Consider the following 16,473-nt stretch of genomic DNA (forward strand, 5'->3'; position numbering starts at 1 on the left):
TATTTTAATGGTTTATTGAATATCTGAAATAATTTTGATTTAAATGAAAAAAAACATTGCCATAATAATGGGAGGTTATTCTAGCGAATATAAGATCTCTCTTAACAGCGGAAACGTTGTTTATCAAAATTTGGACAACACAAAATATAATGCTTTTCGTGTTCATATTTTTAAAGATAAATGGGTGTATATTGATGATAACGACACCGAATTTACTATAGATAAAAATGATTTCTCCGTTGTTATAAATGACACAAAAACAACGTTTGATTGCGTCTTTAACGCCATACATGGTAGTCCTGGAGAAGATGGTTTTATGCAAGGTTACTTTGCCTTAATAAATATGCCACAAACTAGCTGTGACATGTATCAAGCGGGTTTAACCTTTAATAAAAGAGACTGTTTAAGTGTTTTAAAACCTTACGGAATTTTAACCGCTGAGAGTTATTATCTTAATCTTGGAGATGTTATTAATGAAACTGAAATTGTTGCCAAAGTAGGCCTGCCTTGTTTTGTAAAAGCAAATAAAGCCGGTAGTAGTTTTGGGATTAGTAAAGTGCATAAAAAAGAAGATTTACAACAGGCTATTGACGTTGCGTTTAAAGAAGATGATGAGATTATAATCGAATCGTTTTTAGATGGTGTAGAAGTATCCGTAGGTGTGATTACTTATAAAGGTGAAACTAAGGTGTTACCCATTACAGAAATTGTAAGCGAGAACGATTTTTTTGACTACGAAGCCAAATATTTAGGTAAATCTCAAGAAATTACGCCTGCTAGATTAACAAAAACACAAGAAGAACAGGTCAATACCGTTGCAAAAAAGGTATATGAGGTTTTAAAAATGAAAGGATTTTCTAGAAGTGAGTTTATATTTAAAGATGGCGAGCCACATTTATTAGAAATGAATACCATTCCTGGATTAACAACCGCTAGTATTTTACCGCAACAAGCTAAAGCTGATGGCATAACTATGGAAGACCTATTTAGTAGCGCTATTGAAGAAGCTTTAAAATAAAAAGCCTACATTTAAATACTAACCAAAACAAACCAAAACTAACATGATTTTTTACGGCAGCAAAGCAACCAAGCTAAAAGACGGTACGCTTAATAATATTAAATGTCCCAATTGTGAAGATGGACGCACCATGCATTATGCTATTTTTGGAAAATATGCTTATTTATATTGGATCCCGATGTTTCCAATAGGAAAAGAAAATATATTAGAGTGTGCTAGTTGCAAAAAAACTTATAAATTAAAAACGCTTCCTAATCAGGTTAGGGAAAAGTTTAATCTCGAAAAAGCGGATGTTAAATATCCTATTTGGTATTTTAGTGGCTTAGCTGTTTTAGCTGTTATTATTGCTTTTTTAATGTATTCTGGTAAGCAGAATGCCGAAAACGAAAAACGCTACATAGAAGATCCTGCGGTGGGAGATGTCTACGCTTTAGAAACACCTCAAAAAGGATATTACAGCACAATGAAGATTAACAAAGTTACTGCCGACAGTATTTTTGTGATTTACAATGACGTGTCTATTGACAAAAAATCAAAGACCTACAAATTAGACAAACCTGAAAATTATACTACAGAATTTGATGGTTATTCAAAAGCAGAAATAAAATCTCTTTTTGCAAAAAAAACCATTTACGATGTTGACAGAGACTAAAAAACAAACTATGAGACGCGCACTTTTTCCAGGATCTTTTGATCCGATTACATTAGGTCATTACGATATCATTAAACGAGGCATCAAACTTTTTGACGAAGTTATTGTTGCTATTGGTGTCAATTCTGAAAAAAAATATATGTTTTCTTTAGAAGAAAGAAAGCGTTTTTTAGAAGATACTTTTAAGGACGAACCAAAAGTAAAAATTGTAACCTATAAAGGCTTAACTATCGATTTTTGTAAAGTTGTAGATGCCCAATTTATTTTACGTGGTTTGCGTAATCCTGCTGATTTCGAATTCGAAAAAGCAATTGCACATACCAACCGTAAGCTTTCTAAAATTGAAACCGTGTTTTTGCTAACTGCTGCCAGAACAAGTTATATCTCTTCTTCTATTGTTAGAGAAGTTATTAGAAACAATGGAGACTACACGGTTTTAGTACCCGATAGTGTTAGGACAAAACAATAGGCATTAGGCATTAGGCATTAGGCATTAGGCATTAGGCATTAGGCAAAACTAAAAAAAGCATCACGATTTAAATCATGATGCTTTTTTTTGGTTAAAGACTATCTCTTTTGCCTTTTTACTTCTGCCTTATCCCTTTTAACTTTTGCCTTTTGCCTTTTGCCTATTCAAAGCCTAAAACTTATATTCTGACAAAGGTTTAGGAAACTCCTCTGGATTAGCGGCTAAATGGTATCTAGGATCATCGATATCCTCCACAACCACTTCTCTAAACTTCGGACTAGATTTATATAGTAGTACTTTACAATCTTCGCTTAAATGCTTTAAACGGATTTGCTTTCCTTCTTTTTCATACTTTTCTACTAGATTAAAAATAGCTTCTAAAGCAGAATGGTCGCTAATTCTAGATTCGACAAAATCTATCTCCACTTTTTCAGGATCGTTTTTAGCATCAAACTTCTCATTAAATGCTTGAATACTCCCAAAAAATAATGGTCCCCAGATTTCGTAAATCTTAGTTCCGTCTGCTTTTATACGTTTTCTTGCTCTAATTTTTGTTGCGTTTTCCCATGCAAATACTAATGCTGAAATTATGACTCCAATAAATACAGCAACTGCTAAATCTACAAACACTGTTACTAAAGACACTGTAATAAGCACCACTGCATCAGACTTAGGTATTTTCTTTAATATTCTAAAACTTGACCAAGCAAATGTTTCAATAACCATCATAAACATAACACCAACTAATGCTGCAATTGGCACCATTTCTATCAACTGATCAGCAAATAATATAAACGACAATAATGTTACCGCCATCATAATACCAGATAGTCTTCCACGTCCACCAGCATTAATATTAATAACCGTTTGACCAATCATACCACAACCACCAGTACCACCAAATAGTCCCGAAACAATATTTCCGGCACCTTGTGCGACACATTCTCTGTTTCCGTTACCTCTAGTCTCTGTTAACTCGTCCACTAAATTCATAGTCATTAAAGACTCTATTAATCCAACTGATGCTGCTAAAAACGCAGGTAATGCGATAAACTTTAAAGTATCTAAATTAAAAGGTAACTTCTCCCAAAGCTCCATGTTTGGTGTTGGAAATTCTCCTTTTAAACCTGTACCACCACCTTCAACAATATAAGATCCAACGGTAGACACATCCATATTAAAACCAATAACTATTAAACTAGTCACCAATATAGCCGTTAATGCTGCTGGTAATTTTTTAGTTAGTTTAGGTAACCCCCAAATAATACCCATAGTTAGTAACACTAAACCAATCATGATATATAACTCTGACCCTTGCATGTACGTACTAATATATTCTTTAACGCCTGCATCCGAAACCTGTAATGATTTATGAGAGAACATTTTAACTTGTGCCATAAAAATCACAATGGACAACCCGTTTACAAACCCCATCATTACTGGATGCGGAATCAAACGCACAAAACGTCCTAGTTTAAAAACACCTGCTAAAATTTGTATTATCCCCATTAACACAACACAACCCATCAGATAGAAAAACCCCATATTTTCAATAGGTGTATCCATCAACATTCCTTTGGTATGTCCATCGGCAATCATCGTTACAAAAATAACGGCTACCGCTCCTGCTGCTCCAGATATTAAACCTGGTCTTCCACCAAATATAGCGGTAATTAATCCAATTATAAACGCACCAGATAATGCCATTAATGGATCAATTTGTGCCACAAAAGCAAATGCCACCACTTCTGGAATCATAGCTAGAGACACTGTTATTCCTGCTAATACATCATCCTTTGCATTCGGTATTATTTTTCTAATAAACTCAGTCATATCTTCAATTTTTCAAGCTGCAAAAGTACGTTTAATTACAACAATCACAAGTCTATAGTATTATATTTGTGTAACCCCTTTTTAAAAACAGTAGTAATGAAAAAAATAATAGTCCTATTTATTCTAATCGTTTCATGTCAAACAGCAACTAAAACCGACTTCGATTTTGAAACAGTATTTGAGAAGTCTAATGGATTAGAAACGGCTACTTATTATCAAACTATTCAATTTTATAAAAACTTAGCGACTGCCTACCCTTCCATTACTATAGATTCTATTGGCACAACAGACTCAGGCAAACCATTACACTTAGTAACCTTAAACCCTGATGGTAACTTTAATTATAATAACATTAGAAATGAAAAACGCATTTTACTAATTAATAACGGAATTCACCCTGGAGAATCCGATGGTATTGATGCTACAATGCTATTGTTTAGAGATATTGCCAATGGTACAATCACTGCTCCAAAACATACCGTATTAACAACCATTCCTATTTACAATGTTGGTGGAAGCTTAAACCGTAACACAGGGACAAGAACCAATCAAAACGGACCAAAAGCGTATGGATTTAGAGGTAATGCTAGAAACTATGACCTGAACAGAGATTTTATAAAAAGTGACACTAAAAATGCAAAGACGTTTGCACAGATTTTTCATTTAGTGCAACCTGACGTTTTTATTGATAATCACGTTAGTAATGGTGCTGATTACCAATACACCTTAACTCATTTATTTACACAACATAACAAACTAGGCGGATCATTAGGAAGCTATCTTCACAACACAATGCAACCTAATTTAGAACATAAGTTAGCTGACAAAAAATGGGACATCACACCTTATGTCAATGTTTTTAATACGGTTCCCAAAGCTGGCTTTAGTCAATTTATGGACAGCCCGCGCTACTCTACTGGATACACAACATTATTTAACACATTAGGCATGATGGTAGAAACACACATGCTTAAACCTTATAAACAACGTGTAGAAGGGACTTATGAGTTAATGAAATCTATGATAGAAATTATAGAAGAAGACCATGAACAAATAAAAACACTGCGCCTAGAGACGAATCAAAAACAGTTAGCTAAAACAACTTATCCTTTACAATGGGAAATTGATACTACAAAAACCACAACATTACAATTTAAAGGTTTTGAAGGTCACAGAATACCGAGTAATATTACCCAAACCGATCGTTTAAAATACAACATAAACAAACCGTTTACAAAACCTATTGCCTACCAAAACTACTTCAAGCCTAGTGTTGAGGTTAGTATTCCAAAAGCGTACATCATACCTCAAGGTTGGTGGCCTGTTATTGAACTTTTAAAATTGAATACTGTAGAACTGAAAACGTTAACCAAGGACACAACCATAACGGTACAATCTTATAAAATTGATACGTTTGAAACTAGAACAAAAGCTTACGAGGGACATTACCAACATTATAATACTTCCATAAAATCTTCAGAAGAAGCTATTCTTTTTAGAAAAGGAGATTATCTAATTGAAACCAATCAAGCCGCGTTTAGGTATCTCATGGAAACTTTAGAACCACAAGCTCCAGATTCATTTTTCAACTGGAATTTCTTTGATACAATTCTGCAACAAAAAGAAGGATTTTCGCCCTACGTTTGGGAAGATAAAGCGGAATTATTATTGGCAAAAAACCCTGAACTAGAAACAGAATTTAATCTTAAAAAATCGCACGATAAAAATTTCGCAACTAATTGGTACTCACAATTAGACTGGCTTCATAAGCACAGTAATAATTATGAAAAATCACACTTACAATATCCTGTTTTTAGAGTGAAGAAATAAATGTAAAAAATATTTTTTTGAGTTGTTTTTTCAATTTGTTTTTATACTACATTTACTTAAAATATCAAGTATAAAAATGAAACCACAAGACATTGAAAATATTGAATTAGCATACCTTACTTTGGATGATTATCAAGAGTTAAAAGAGGCTATGCAAGAAGCATATAAGTCTATGCCTAATTTATATTGGAGAGAACATCAAATTAAAACCTTAATAGACAAGTTTCCGGAAGGACAAGTTGTTATTAAAATCAACAACCAAATTGCCGGTTGTGCATTATCTATAATAGTAGATTACGATAGGATCGAAGAAGAACACACCTACGAGGATATTACAGGCAACTACTCTTTCAACACACATACCAAATCTGGAGATGTCCTTTATGGTATTGATGTTTTTATAAAACCTAAATTTAGAGGGTTACGTTTAGGGAGACGTTTATATGATTATAGAAAAGAATTAAGTGAACAACTTAACCTAAGAGGTATTGTTTTTGGCGGTCGTATTCCAAACTACCACAATCACCAAGACAAAATGACGCCTAAGGAATACATGGATAAAGTGAAGCGTAAGGAAATCCATGATTCCGTACTAAACTTTCAAATATCAAATGACTTTCACCCACTACGTGTTTTAAAAGGCTACTTAGAAGGGGATAAAGATTCTGGAGAATTTGCGGTGCTTTTAGAATGGGATAATATTTATTACAAAAAACCATCTAAAAAAGCAGCTACCAAGAAAAAAGTAGTCCGTTTAGGCCTTATACAGTGGCAAATGCGTTTGTATAAGGATCTGGAAGAATTAATGCAGCAAGCCGAATATTTTGTCGATGCCGTATCTGGATACCGTTCTGACTTTGCGTTATTTCCTGAGTTTTTTAACGCACCTTTAATGGCAACCAACAACCATTTACCGGTGTCTGAAGCTATTAGAGAATTAGCAAAACATACGGATGAGATTGTACAAAAATTTTCAGAATTAGCGATTTCATACAACATCAATATTATTACAGGAAGTTTTCCAGAGATGAAAGACGACCTATTATATAACGTAGGTTACTTATGTAGACGAGATGGAACATTAGAACGTTATGAAAAATTACACGTCACACCTGATGAAGCTAAAGTTTGGGGGATGCAAGGTGGTAATAAACTACAGGCATTTGATACCGATTGCGGAAAAATAGGAATTTTAATTTGCTACGATTCTGAGTTCCCTGAATTAAGCAGATTATTAGCTGATGAAGGTATGGACATATTATTTGTTCCGTTTTTAACGGATACACAAAACGGGTATTCTAGAGTCCGTCATTGTGCACAAGCACGTGCTATAGAAAACGAATGTTATGTTGCTATTGCGGGTAGCGTTGGTAACTTACCAAAAGTACATAACATGGACATCCAATATGCGCAATCCATGGTGTTTACGCCTTGCGATTTTGCGTTCCCTGCAAATGGTATAAAAGCAGAAGCTACAGCAAACACAGAAATGATTTTAATTGCAGATGTGGACATAGATTTACTACGCGAATTAAACCAATTTGGTAGCGTTAGAAACCTAAAAGACAGACGTAAAGACATTTTCAGCTTGACTAAAAAATAGGCTTTACTATTTATTAAAAATTTAACTAAACTGGTTTTACTTTTTGCAAAACCAGTTTAAAAATAATATAACTTTACTTATAATTTATATCGCGATCATCGCATAAAATGAACAAATACATTGTTGTCAATCAACCTGAAAAATGGCATTTTTCGATTGAGAATATTACGGTAATTTCTTCTCAAGACTATCTTACCAATCCTAAGTTTTCACTTTTAAAAAAAGCGAGAATATTTAACCTTTGCAAAGACTACAGCTACCAATCTAAAGGATATTACGTGTCTTTATTAGCAGAAGCCAGAGGCCATTTAGCCATTCCTACGGTTAGAAACATTGTAGATTTAAAAACTTTAAAACTCGTTAAAATTGTATCGGACGAGTTTGATGATGTTATCCAACAAAGTTTAAAGAGCATTAAATCAAGAGAATTTACATTAAGCATCTATTTTGGACAAAATGTAGCTCAGAAATATAAAGAGCTAAGCAGCTTATTTTATAAACATTTTCAAGTGCCTTTTTTACGCATTAAGTTTCATCATAACAACAAATGGAACATACAAAGTATTAAAGCCATTTCAGAATCCGAAATCCCTCCGGATCATATCGAAAGTGTCAACGTATTCGCCAATCAATATTTTGCAAAAAAACGCTACGACACACCTAAATTAGCGACGTCAGATTTCGATTTAGCTATTTTAGTTAACCCAAACGACCCCGCGCCTCCAAGCAACGCCAAAGCCTTAAAAAAGTTTATTGATATTGCTGAAAAAATGAATATTTATGCCGAAATCATAGAACCTAAAGACTTAAGTCGCCTATCGTCTTTTGATGCTTTATTTATTAGACAAAGTACAGAAGTTAATAATGAAGCCTATGCTTTTGCTAGAAAAGCACAACAAGAAGGACTCGCTATTATTGATTACCCCGAAGCCATTTTAAAATGTTGCAACAAAGTGTATATGGCAGAGGCTTTGAACAATGCACATATTGCAACGCCCAAAACGGTTATTGTACACAAAGAGAATAGAGCGTTAGTTTTAGAACAAGTTGGGTTACCATGTGTTTTAAAAGCACCAGATAGCACGTTTTCGTTTGGTGTAAAAAAAGCAAAAACAGCAGCAGAATATAATACGTTAGTCTCTGAAATGCTTAAAGAATCAGACTTAATTATTGCGCAAGAATTTTGCCCATCTGATTACGATTGGCGCATTGGAATTATAGACGATGTGCCTTTTTATGCCTGTAAATACTACATGGCAAAAGGACATTGGCAAATCTATAATTGGAATGCCGATAAAAAAAACGATCAAGATGGTGACGCAGATTCCCTACCAATAGAAGACGTCCCAAAAACGGTTATTACTATGGCTATAAAATCGGCTAAACTGATGGGGAAAGGTTTATATGGTATTGACATCAAAGTGGTAAACAATACACCAATGGTTATTGAAATTAATGACAACCCTAACATTGACTTTGGAGTAGAAGACGCCTTTTATGGTGATCTAGTCTACACAAAAATATTGAATGCTTTAAAAACAAGATTGGAATAATTATGGGTAAAAAGTATCACTTATTTGAGGTCTATGGAATAGAGCTTGAATACATGTTGGTTAACACTAATAGCTTTAAAGTGGCACCGATTGTTGATGTATTACTAACTAAAAAGAATGGCGAATTAACTTCCGATATTGAAAACGGAGCCATTGCCTGGAGTAATGAGTTGGTTGCCCATGTGGTTGAACTAAAAACCAATGGACCGACTAACGATTTAAATTCGTTAGCGGAAGTATTTCATAAAAACGTATTAGAAATTAATGCGTTATTAAAACCGTTGCAAGCTAACTTACTTCCTACAGCATGTCATCCAACAATGAATCCTTTAAAGGATACGCAATTATGGAAACATAGTTATAGCGAAGTGTATGAATTGTACAATAGGATTTTTGACTGTAAAGGTCATGGCTGGAGTAATGTACAGAGCACACACATTAACCTTCCTTTTTATGATGATAAAGAGTTTGAAAAACTACATGCAGCCGTTAGAGTTATTTTGCCTCTAATACCTGGATTATGTGCCAGCTCTCCAATATTAGATGGAAAAATTACAGGTTCTAAAGACACGAGGTTAGAATATTATAAAACCAACCAAAAAGAAATTCCAGAAATGACTGGATTAGTTATTCCTGAGCGCGTCTTTACTAAAGCAGATTACCACGTTACTATTTTTGACCCTATAAAAAAGGCGATTAAAAAATACGACACAAACAATATTCTCGATCATCATTTTTTAAATAGTCGTGGTGCTATTGCTAGATTTGACAGAAACGCTATTGAGATAAGATTAGTAGATATACAAGAGTGTCCAAAAGCTGATATTGCAATTTGCACTCTGATTATTGAAGTTTTAAAACTTTTAGTAAATGGAAAAACGGTTCATCTAAAAAAGCAAAAGAAATGGTTAAAACAAGATCTTTTTGCCATTTTGAATAACACTATTAAAGATGGCGAATTTTATAATATCTCAGACCTAGAGTATTTGTCTTTATTTGACTTAAACGAAACCACTTCTGTTAAAAACATATGGCAGCATTTATACGATTTGGTCAAACCAACCATCAATAAAGAGTACCAACAAGCATTAGAAGTCATTTTTAAGCATGGCACACTTTCTACAAGGATTCTGCAAGCGATAAGCAACGATGACTCTGCAAAACCTATAGAAACCGTTTATATACAACTAGCAAATTGTCTACAAGAGAACAAGTTATTCATACCTCATTTATAAAATGAAACTAGTGATAACTTGCGAACATGGCGGAAATACTATTCCGCCAGAATACCAATCGTTCTTTACAGATACTGATCTATTGCATTCTCATAGAGGTTATGATTTAGGCGCTTTAGATGTCTTCCAATATCTAAAGCCAATAGCAGACTATACTAATTACAGCACAACAAGTAGGTTACTAATCGAATTAAACAGATCATTAGGTCACAAAAATTTATATTCAGAATTCACAAAAGACTTACCCAATATCGAAAAGCACAAAATAGTTGCAAACTATTATGCAAATTACAGAACAGAAGTTATAGACTATATTGACACTAACATAAAAAATAATGAAAGTATAATACATGTATCCATTCATTCATTTACACCGCAATTACACTCTGTTGTTCGACATTGTGACATCGGCTTACTCTTTGATTCTAGAAAGTCTAATGAAAAGCAATTTGTTATCGCTTTAAAAGACAACATTAAAAATATAGACCCAAATTATCGTGTCCGATTTAATTATCCTTATTTAGGTAAAGCTGATGGATTTACAACAGCATTAAGAACACAATTCCCTAATAACTATATTGGGATTGAAATTGAAATAAACCAATCTTTTTGTGTCGACAATAAAATGCCCGATACTATTAAGACTGTTCTAAAAGAAAGCATACTTAAATTTAAGGCATAAAAAAACCGTTACATTACTGTAACGGTTTTTTATATAAATAATTAGTGATTATTTTCTCACTACTACCTTTTTAGTAAAGCTTCTTGTTTCAGAAGTCATTCTTAAAATGTAAAGTCCTCCAGTTAATTGATTTGTTTGAATCCTATTAGTATTGTTAGATAAACGACCAGCTAAGACTTGCTTACCATTTACGTCCATCATAGCGTAAGTTAAAACTTCACCTTGTAGTAAAGTAATGTTTACGTTTAATTGATCTACTACAGGATTTGGGTATAGCTTAATATCAGACTCTAAAATAGCCGATGTTTTAGTATCAGCTTTTACTGCAACTCTATCTGTAGACCCTGTCATTATAACCGTTAACGGTACTCCTGCCTCATTTATATCTGCACAAATTTCATTGTTCGCAATTAAATCTAAAATATTAAAAACCGTAGTATTACCTAAAGAGATATCGCTTAAATTAAAAGTTGCTGGGTCGTAGGCTATTGTATGAACTTTATAAAACCCACCTACCTCAGGCATACTGATAGTTGTTGAACTACTCACTTTTTCAATGATTAAATCATTCCCTTTAGTCAATACTGTTCCTAATTGATAACCTAGTGGTAAAATAGCATCATTATTTGTAATTACATTTACAGATACAGTCACACCTGGAGAAACAATTATAAGACCTGTAGACAATACCCCTGTACCTGCATAAACAGCTTCACATTCTAAAACATCAACTAAAGTGAAGTTAACTGTTTGTACATCACATAAAGTTCCGGTACTAGTATCTCCAGAAAACAATTCAGCTTGAATTTGGAAGTTTCCTAATCCTAAACTCCAAGCAGCCCCTTCTAAAGGATACACATTTTCAACAAAAACAAGGGACGCATTAGTATCTAAATTTGTAGCAGTTAATCTAACACTTTCAGAACCACCTTCCGTAATTGCACTTACATAAAAATCTGTTGGTAAATCTGAAACATTGTATTCGCCTCCGTCAGCAACAGTTAAGTTATCTGTTCCATTAGAGAAAGCAAACTCATTAATAGCGCCACAAGGAACTTCACAGTTAATAGTAAATGTTACACAAAGGTTACCACATTCGATTCCATTTGTATTGTTCTCTAAATAAATATTAGAACAGATATTAAATGTACCACAACCATGAGGCCATACGGCATTAGTAGCCCCTGGGTATGTAAAAGGCACAACGTTTTCTGTTTTAGTAAACACCTCTCCTGTTTCTGTATTAGTTAAAGTGAAAAATGCACTTTCTAAAGGTCCTGATGTTATTAAGTTAATATTAAAATCAGTTGGAAGATTATTAAGCTCATAACTTCCTCCATCTACAATTGACACAGCAGCATCAGAAAAGTTAGAAAATTCAAATCCTTCTATTTCTCCACATACAGTATCATTAATTGTAAAATAGATAACATCCTCATCACAAGCATCACCTTGACAATAGTTAGTCGCAAATATTTTACCTGTAATTTCAAAATCACCAACACCATAATTCCAAGCAGCGTTTCCTCCTGGCGCAGTATAAGGCAAGTAGTTTTCACCCACATTAAAAGTCTGACCTGTTGTTAAATTCTTAACTTTTAAACTCGCACTTTCTGATTCACCATTAACTAATAAATCAACATAAAAATCATTTGGCAAACTGTCTAACTCATAAACAGCATTGTTAGTGATAGCAACAGCATCCGTTCCATTTGAAAACTCATACCCTGAAATGTCTCCACAAGGAGCCTCACAGTTAATAGTAAATGTTATACAAGCACTATCACATGCTTCTCCATTTGCATTGTTCTCTAAATAAACATTAGAACGGATTTTAAATGTACCACACCCATGTGCCCACACAACGTTAGTAGCCCCTGGATAAGTATAAGGTACTACATTTTCTGTTCTGTTAAAGACTTCTCCTGTTTCTGTATTGGTTAAAGTAAAATGTGCACTTTCAACGGGACCTGATGTTAACAAATTAATATTGAAATTAGATGGAAGCGTATTTAGATCGTAACTTGCTCCATCTACAATTGAAACCGCAGTATCAGAAAAATTAGAAAACTCAAATCCTTCAATTTCTCCACACACCGTATCATTAATTGTAAAATAGACCACTTCTTGATCACAAGCATCTCCTTGGCTGTAGTTAGTAGCAAATATTTTGCTTATAATTTTAAAATTACCTGTTCCATAACTCCATGCAGCATTTCCTCCTGGGGCAGTATAAGGCAAGTAGTTTTCACGTATAGTAAAAGTTTGACCTGTCGTTAAGTTCTTTACTTTTAAACTAGCACTTTCTGACTGTCCGTTTACTAATAAATCTAGATAAAAATTATTTGGCAAACTATTTAATTCATAAACAGCATTGTTTGTGATAGCAACAGTTTCAGACCCATTAGAAAATTCGTACCCTGCAATATCTCCACAAGGATCATCACATGTAATAGTAAAACGAATAGTTTCGCTATCACAGTATGAACCACATCCTCTATATTTATATATTTTAGATTTTATTTCAAAATTACCGCATCCGAAATTCCATGCACCGTTTCCTCCTGGAAAAGTATAAGGTAATTGGTTTTCGTTAATACTATAACGCTGTCCCGTATCCAAGTTTCTTACATAAAACTTTGCACTTCTAGAATAACCGTTAACCTGTAAATCAACGTAAAAATCACTAGGAAGGTCTCCTATATAATACGATTGATTATTAGTGATTGTTGTTGTTGAATTTCCATTAGAAAATTCAAAACCTGAAATAGAACCACATCTAGTATCTTCTAAAGCAAAGGTTTGAACTGAAAAAGCAAAGGCGATTACAGTAAATAGCGCTCTAAAATTCAGAGTCTTAATAAGTAGTTTTTTACACATAATGTAGGGTTTAGAATTAATTACATTTACACATGCAAATCTAAATAACAAAGTTTTCCTACAATAATATAATGGCCAAACAGCTCGAATAGTCTTTTAAAAGTTAAAAGGTTTGATAGTTCGGATAAAAAGCATTATCAGATTTTTTAACAAAAAAAAACGTAGATTTAAAATAATAGTTTAATGTTAGCGTAAGATCTATCTAAAGCCTCGCTAACCTCTTGCTCAGCAAGCCATTTAACCTCCGTTATCCCTTCATTTAATTGCGGATACAACTTCCCCTCAAAAGAAGAATGCATCTTAAACCAATGGGTTATTTTAAGTTTAGCCTTACCATTTCTTTTAAAAACATGGTATGTTATTGGCAACGGATTAATGATTTTAAGCTTAGACACCCCGGTTTCTTCCGAAACTTCACGAATTGCCGTTTCTTCTATAGTCTCCTTTTTTTCAGCCTTCCCTTTTGGTAGGTCCCACTTATCATTTCTATAAATAAATAAGATCTCTCCTTTATCATTATATACTTTCCCTCCACCAGCAATAACGTTGGGTAGCTTTTTCTTAAATGATTTTAGTAATTTATCTTCATTATGTCCAATTAATCGAACAGACTTAATCGATTTTTTAGATAACGTTTGAAGTACGAATTCTATATCGGCATCTTTAAGCAAGAAGTTTTTAAAATCTGTTTCCTTTTCAACCTTTGTAGTAAGGTATATTGGTTTATCGTTAACAAAAATACGTTGCATAGAATATCAAGACTAGTTTTAGTTACGTAAAAATATTAAAATTAATGACATTGTCACTTTCTCTTTATTTATTTTAAATTTAATTTTAAGTAAAATTAAATAAAACTGTATTTTTGCGCTATGATTTTCAACAAACAAACCGCAAGGCAGACCGCCAAAGTTTTATTACAAATTAACGCTATTAAGCTTCAACCTAATGATCCGTTTACTTGGGCATCGGGATGGAAATCGCCAATTTATTGCGATAACCGCGTCATATTATCATATCCTCCAGTAAGAAATTACATCAGAGAAGAGATGAGTAAATTTATAGAAAAGCATTATGGAAAACCTGATGTTATTGCAGGTGTCGCTACCGGAGCCATTGGTATAGGTATGCTAGTTGCAGAATATTTAGGCCTACCATTTATATATGTACGCCCTGAAGCAAAAGGTCATGGTAGAAAAAACCAAATTGAAGGCCATATCGAAAGTGGACAAAATGTAGTGGTTGTTGAAGACCTAATTAGCACAGGAAAAAGTAGTCTAAATGCTGTAAAAGCTTTAAAAGAAGCTAATGTTAATGTCAAAGGGATGATTGCCATTTTTTCTTATGGTTTTGAAGTCGCTAAAAACAACTTCGAAAACGAAGACATAACATTACATACGCTGAGTAACTATGAAAACCTACTTACCGAAGCCGCATCAAGCAACTATATTTCTGAAAAAGAAATAACAACCTTAAGTCTTTGGAACGCTAATCCAAGTGTTTGGAACGCTAATTGATATTAAAATATGTGTTGTGCCTTTTTAACACAATTCAATATTAACCAAATTTAAAGTATACAAAATAATGAAATTACAAAGCCCAAAAGCAATCCTAGATAAATCTGCCGAAACTACATTTAACTTTTTAAGTGATGTTAAAAATTTTGAAAGCTTAATGCCTGAAAACATCAGTAAATTTGAAGTATTAGGTGAAGACAAGTTTTTATTTGCACTAAAAGGAATGCCAGAAATAGTTTTAAAAAAGAAAGAATTAACACCAAACAATAAAATAGTTTTAGGTGCTGCTGGCGGAAAACTTGATTTTTCTTTAACTGCGGATATTACAGAAATTGAAGCAAGCAAAACGGAAGTACAATTAACTTTTGAAGGCCAGTTTAATGCTATGATGGCTATGATGATCAAAGGTCCTATCAATAAGTTTATCGAAACTTTAGCGACAAACATGCCTAAAGCGATTAGTACAATAGCTTAATTGTTTTTAAGTCAAAGGTTTCTAAAATTTGGTCCTCAACCATTACTTTTAACAAACCTTCGTTAGAAACACCTTTTATAATACCAGAAAACAAACCTTCAGCTTTTTCAAATGTTGAAGGTTTTTCTTTTCTAAACAAATATGATTCATAAATTTCCTTAATAGCGGAAGACTCCTTTTCAACAAAAGCTAACTCCGTCTTTATTTGATCTAGTATAATTTGTAGTACTTCTTCTAAATTATAATGTACACCAGTTATACTTTTTAAAGCGCTTGCTTGTGGTAAATTATCAAACTTCACCTGATTAACATTCAATCCAATACCAATTATAGAAGATTCTATTCTGTTTTGTTTTATGACATTTTCAATCAAAACACCACAAACCTTCTTATTTGCTGACAAAATGTCGTTAGGCCATTTTATACTTAATTTAGGGATATTTAAGCGCTCTAAAGCTTTTACAATAGCTAAAGAAATTGCCATACTAATTTTAAATTGGTCCTCAAACCGTATAACACCAAACTGCTTATACACACTACAAGTAAGGTTTTGGGACGGTTGAGATTGCCAAGACGTCCCCATTTGACCACGTCCTTGCGTCTGATCACTAGTCACTACTGTAGTAAAATCTTTGACCGGAGTTTCTAAACTTAGATTGCGAAGAAACCTATTTGTAGAATCGGTGGCATTAAGTTTGATTATACGCATATTTAATATTTATCTTCGTA

General features: G+C 33.4%; 14 protein-coding genes. 10 read left to right on the plus strand and 4 right to left on the minus strand.

Going from position 1 to position 16,473, the window contains the following annotated elements:
• Positions 1 to 43 precede the first annotated feature (43 nt).
• From H0I26_RS19195 to coaD, 3 genes are read left to right on the plus strand one after another with little or no spacing between them, the layout of a single operon-like run.
• Positions 44 to 1,018 carry a D-alanine--D-alanine ligase gene (locus H0I26_RS19195; RefSeq protein ID WP_218700434.1) on the plus strand — a complete coding sequence of 325 codons (975 nt, stop codon included), beginning with the start codon at positions 44 to 46 and terminating at the stop codon, positions 1,016 to 1,018.
• Positions 1,019 to 1,061: 43 nt separating this feature from the next.
• Positions 1,062 to 1,670 (plus strand): hypothetical protein, encoded by a 609-nt coding sequence (locus tag H0I26_RS19200; protein ID WP_218700435.1) that lies wholly within the window; start codon positions 1,062 to 1,064, stop codon positions 1,668 to 1,670.
• Positions 1,671 to 1,680: 10 nt separating this feature from the next.
• Complete coding sequence (gene coaD, locus H0I26_RS19205; protein WP_218700436.1) at positions 1,681 to 2,139, plus strand: pantetheine-phosphate adenylyltransferase; 459 nt, start codon at positions 1,681 to 1,683, stop codon at positions 2,137 to 2,139.
• A gap of 171 nt (positions 2,140 to 2,310) precedes the next feature.
• Here coaD and H0I26_RS19210 read toward each other — a convergent pair whose 3' ends face one another.
• Positions 2,311 to 3,972 (minus strand): SulP family inorganic anion transporter, encoded by a 1,662-nt coding sequence (locus H0I26_RS19210; protein ID WP_218700437.1) that lies wholly within the window; start codon positions 3,970 to 3,972, stop codon positions 2,311 to 2,313.
• A 96-nt stretch (positions 3,973 to 4,068) separates the two neighbouring features.
• On the opposite strand from H0I26_RS19210, the gene H0I26_RS19215 reads away from it, so the two are divergent.
• From H0I26_RS19215 to H0I26_RS19235, 5 genes are all read left to right on the plus strand, one after another.
• Complete coding sequence (locus H0I26_RS19215) at positions 4,069 to 5,802, plus strand: M14 family metallopeptidase (RefSeq protein WP_218700438.1); 1,734 nt, start codon at positions 4,069 to 4,071, stop codon at positions 5,800 to 5,802.
• Between the two features lie 76 nt (positions 5,803 to 5,878).
• Complete coding sequence (locus H0I26_RS19220) at positions 5,879 to 7,405, plus strand: carbon-nitrogen hydrolase family protein (protein ID WP_218700439.1); 1,527 nt, start codon at positions 5,879 to 5,881, stop codon at positions 7,403 to 7,405.
• Positions 7,406 to 7,512: 107 nt separating this feature from the next.
• Positions 7,513 to 8,958, plus strand: coding sequence for a RimK family protein (locus tag H0I26_RS19225; protein ID WP_218700440.1), 1,446 nt, complete (start codon positions 7,513 to 7,515; stop codon positions 8,956 to 8,958).
• Between the two features lie 2 nt (positions 8,959 to 8,960).
• Positions 8,961 to 10,193, plus strand: a complete 1,233-nt coding sequence (locus H0I26_RS19230; RefSeq protein ID WP_218700441.1) for a glutamate-cysteine ligase family protein — start codon at positions 8,961 to 8,963, stop codon at positions 10,191 to 10,193.
• Position 10,194: 1 nt separating this feature from the next.
• Positions 10,195 to 10,875 carry an N-formylglutamate amidohydrolase gene (locus H0I26_RS19235; RefSeq protein ID WP_218700442.1) on the plus strand — a complete coding sequence of 227 codons (681 nt, stop codon included), beginning with the start codon at positions 10,195 to 10,197 and terminating at the stop codon, positions 10,873 to 10,875.
• Positions 10,876 to 10,923: 48 nt separating this feature from the next.
• Here H0I26_RS19235 and H0I26_RS19240 read toward each other — a convergent pair whose 3' ends face one another.
• Positions 10,924 to 13,755: a T9SS type A sorting domain-containing protein gene (locus H0I26_RS19240; RefSeq protein ID WP_218700443.1), complete on the minus strand. Its 2,832-nt coding sequence runs from the start codon at positions 13,753 to 13,755 to the stop codon at positions 10,924 to 10,926.
• A gap of 167 nt (positions 13,756 to 13,922) precedes the next feature.
• Positions 13,923 to 14,504 carry an NUDIX hydrolase gene (locus tag H0I26_RS19245; RefSeq protein WP_101020633.1) on the minus strand — a complete coding sequence of 194 codons (582 nt, stop codon included), beginning with the start codon at positions 14,502 to 14,504 and terminating at the stop codon, positions 13,923 to 13,925.
• A gap of 120 nt (positions 14,505 to 14,624) precedes the next feature.
• Between H0I26_RS19245 and pyrE the strand changes: the two genes are divergently transcribed.
• Positions 14,625 to 15,269: an orotate phosphoribosyltransferase gene (gene pyrE / locus H0I26_RS19250; protein ID WP_101020636.1), complete on the plus strand. Its 645-nt coding sequence runs from the start codon at positions 14,625 to 14,627 to the stop codon at positions 15,267 to 15,269.
• 67 nt (positions 15,270 to 15,336) lie between these two features.
• Positions 15,337 to 15,744 carry an SRPBCC family protein gene (locus H0I26_RS19255; RefSeq protein WP_101020639.1) on the plus strand — a complete coding sequence of 136 codons (408 nt, stop codon included), beginning with the start codon at positions 15,337 to 15,339 and terminating at the stop codon, positions 15,742 to 15,744.
• On the opposite strand, the gene H0I26_RS19260 is transcribed toward H0I26_RS19255, so the two are convergent.
• A complete protein-coding gene (locus H0I26_RS19260) occupies positions 15,728 to 16,453 on the minus strand; it encodes a biotin--[acetyl-CoA-carboxylase] ligase (protein WP_218700444.1) in 726 nt (241 codons plus the stop codon). The two genes, H0I26_RS19255 and H0I26_RS19260, sit on opposite strands and share 17 nt — an antisense overlap.
• Positions 16,454 to 16,473 lie beyond the last annotated feature (20 nt).

The organism is Olleya sp. HaHaR_3_96 (genome assembly GCF_019278545.1).
Classification (GTDB): Bacteria; Bacteroidota; Bacteroidia; order Flavobacteriales; family Flavobacteriaceae; genus Olleya.

Excerpts from the sequence above, each read along its gene's own strand:
- H0I26_RS19195 (WP_218700434.1), top strand. The coding sequence starts at position 44 with ATGAAAAAAAACATTGCCATAATAATGGGAGGTTATTCTAGCGAATAT.
- H0I26_RS19200 (WP_218700435.1), top strand. The coding sequence starts at position 1,062 with ATGATTTTTTACGGCAGCAAAGCAACCAAGCTAAAAGACGGTACGCTT.
- coaD (WP_218700436.1), top strand. The coding sequence starts at position 1,681 with ATGAGACGCGCACTTTTTCCAGGATCTTTTGATCCGATTACATTAGGT.
- H0I26_RS19210 (WP_218700437.1), bottom strand. The coding sequence starts at position 3,972 with ATGACTGAGTTTATTAGAAAAATAATACCGAATGCAAAGGATGATGTA.
- H0I26_RS19215 (WP_218700438.1), top strand. The coding sequence starts at position 4,069 with ATGAAAAAAATAATAGTCCTATTTATTCTAATCGTTTCATGTCAAACA.
- H0I26_RS19220 (WP_218700439.1), top strand. The coding sequence starts at position 5,879 with ATGAAACCACAAGACATTGAAAATATTGAATTAGCATACCTTACTTTG.
- H0I26_RS19225 (WP_218700440.1), top strand. The coding sequence starts at position 7,513 with ATGAACAAATACATTGTTGTCAATCAACCTGAAAAATGGCATTTTTCG.
- H0I26_RS19230 (WP_218700441.1), top strand. The coding sequence starts at position 8,961 with ATGGGTAAAAAGTATCACTTATTTGAGGTCTATGGAATAGAGCTTGAA.
- H0I26_RS19235 (WP_218700442.1), top strand. The coding sequence starts at position 10,195 with ATGAAACTAGTGATAACTTGCGAACATGGCGGAAATACTATTCCGCCA.
- H0I26_RS19240 (WP_218700443.1), bottom strand. The coding sequence starts at position 13,755 with ATGTGTAAAAAACTACTTATTAAGACTCTGAATTTTAGAGCGCTATTT.
- H0I26_RS19245 (WP_101020633.1), bottom strand. The coding sequence starts at position 14,504 with ATGCAACGTATTTTTGTTAACGATAAACCAATATACCTTACTACAAAG.
- pyrE (WP_101020636.1), top strand. The coding sequence starts at position 14,625 with ATGATTTTCAACAAACAAACCGCAAGGCAGACCGCCAAAGTTTTATTA.
- H0I26_RS19255 (WP_101020639.1), top strand. The coding sequence starts at position 15,337 with ATGAAATTACAAAGCCCAAAAGCAATCCTAGATAAATCTGCCGAAACT.
- H0I26_RS19260 (WP_218700444.1), bottom strand. The coding sequence starts at position 16,453 with ATGCGTATAATCAAACTTAATGCCACCGATTCTACAAATAGGTTTCTT.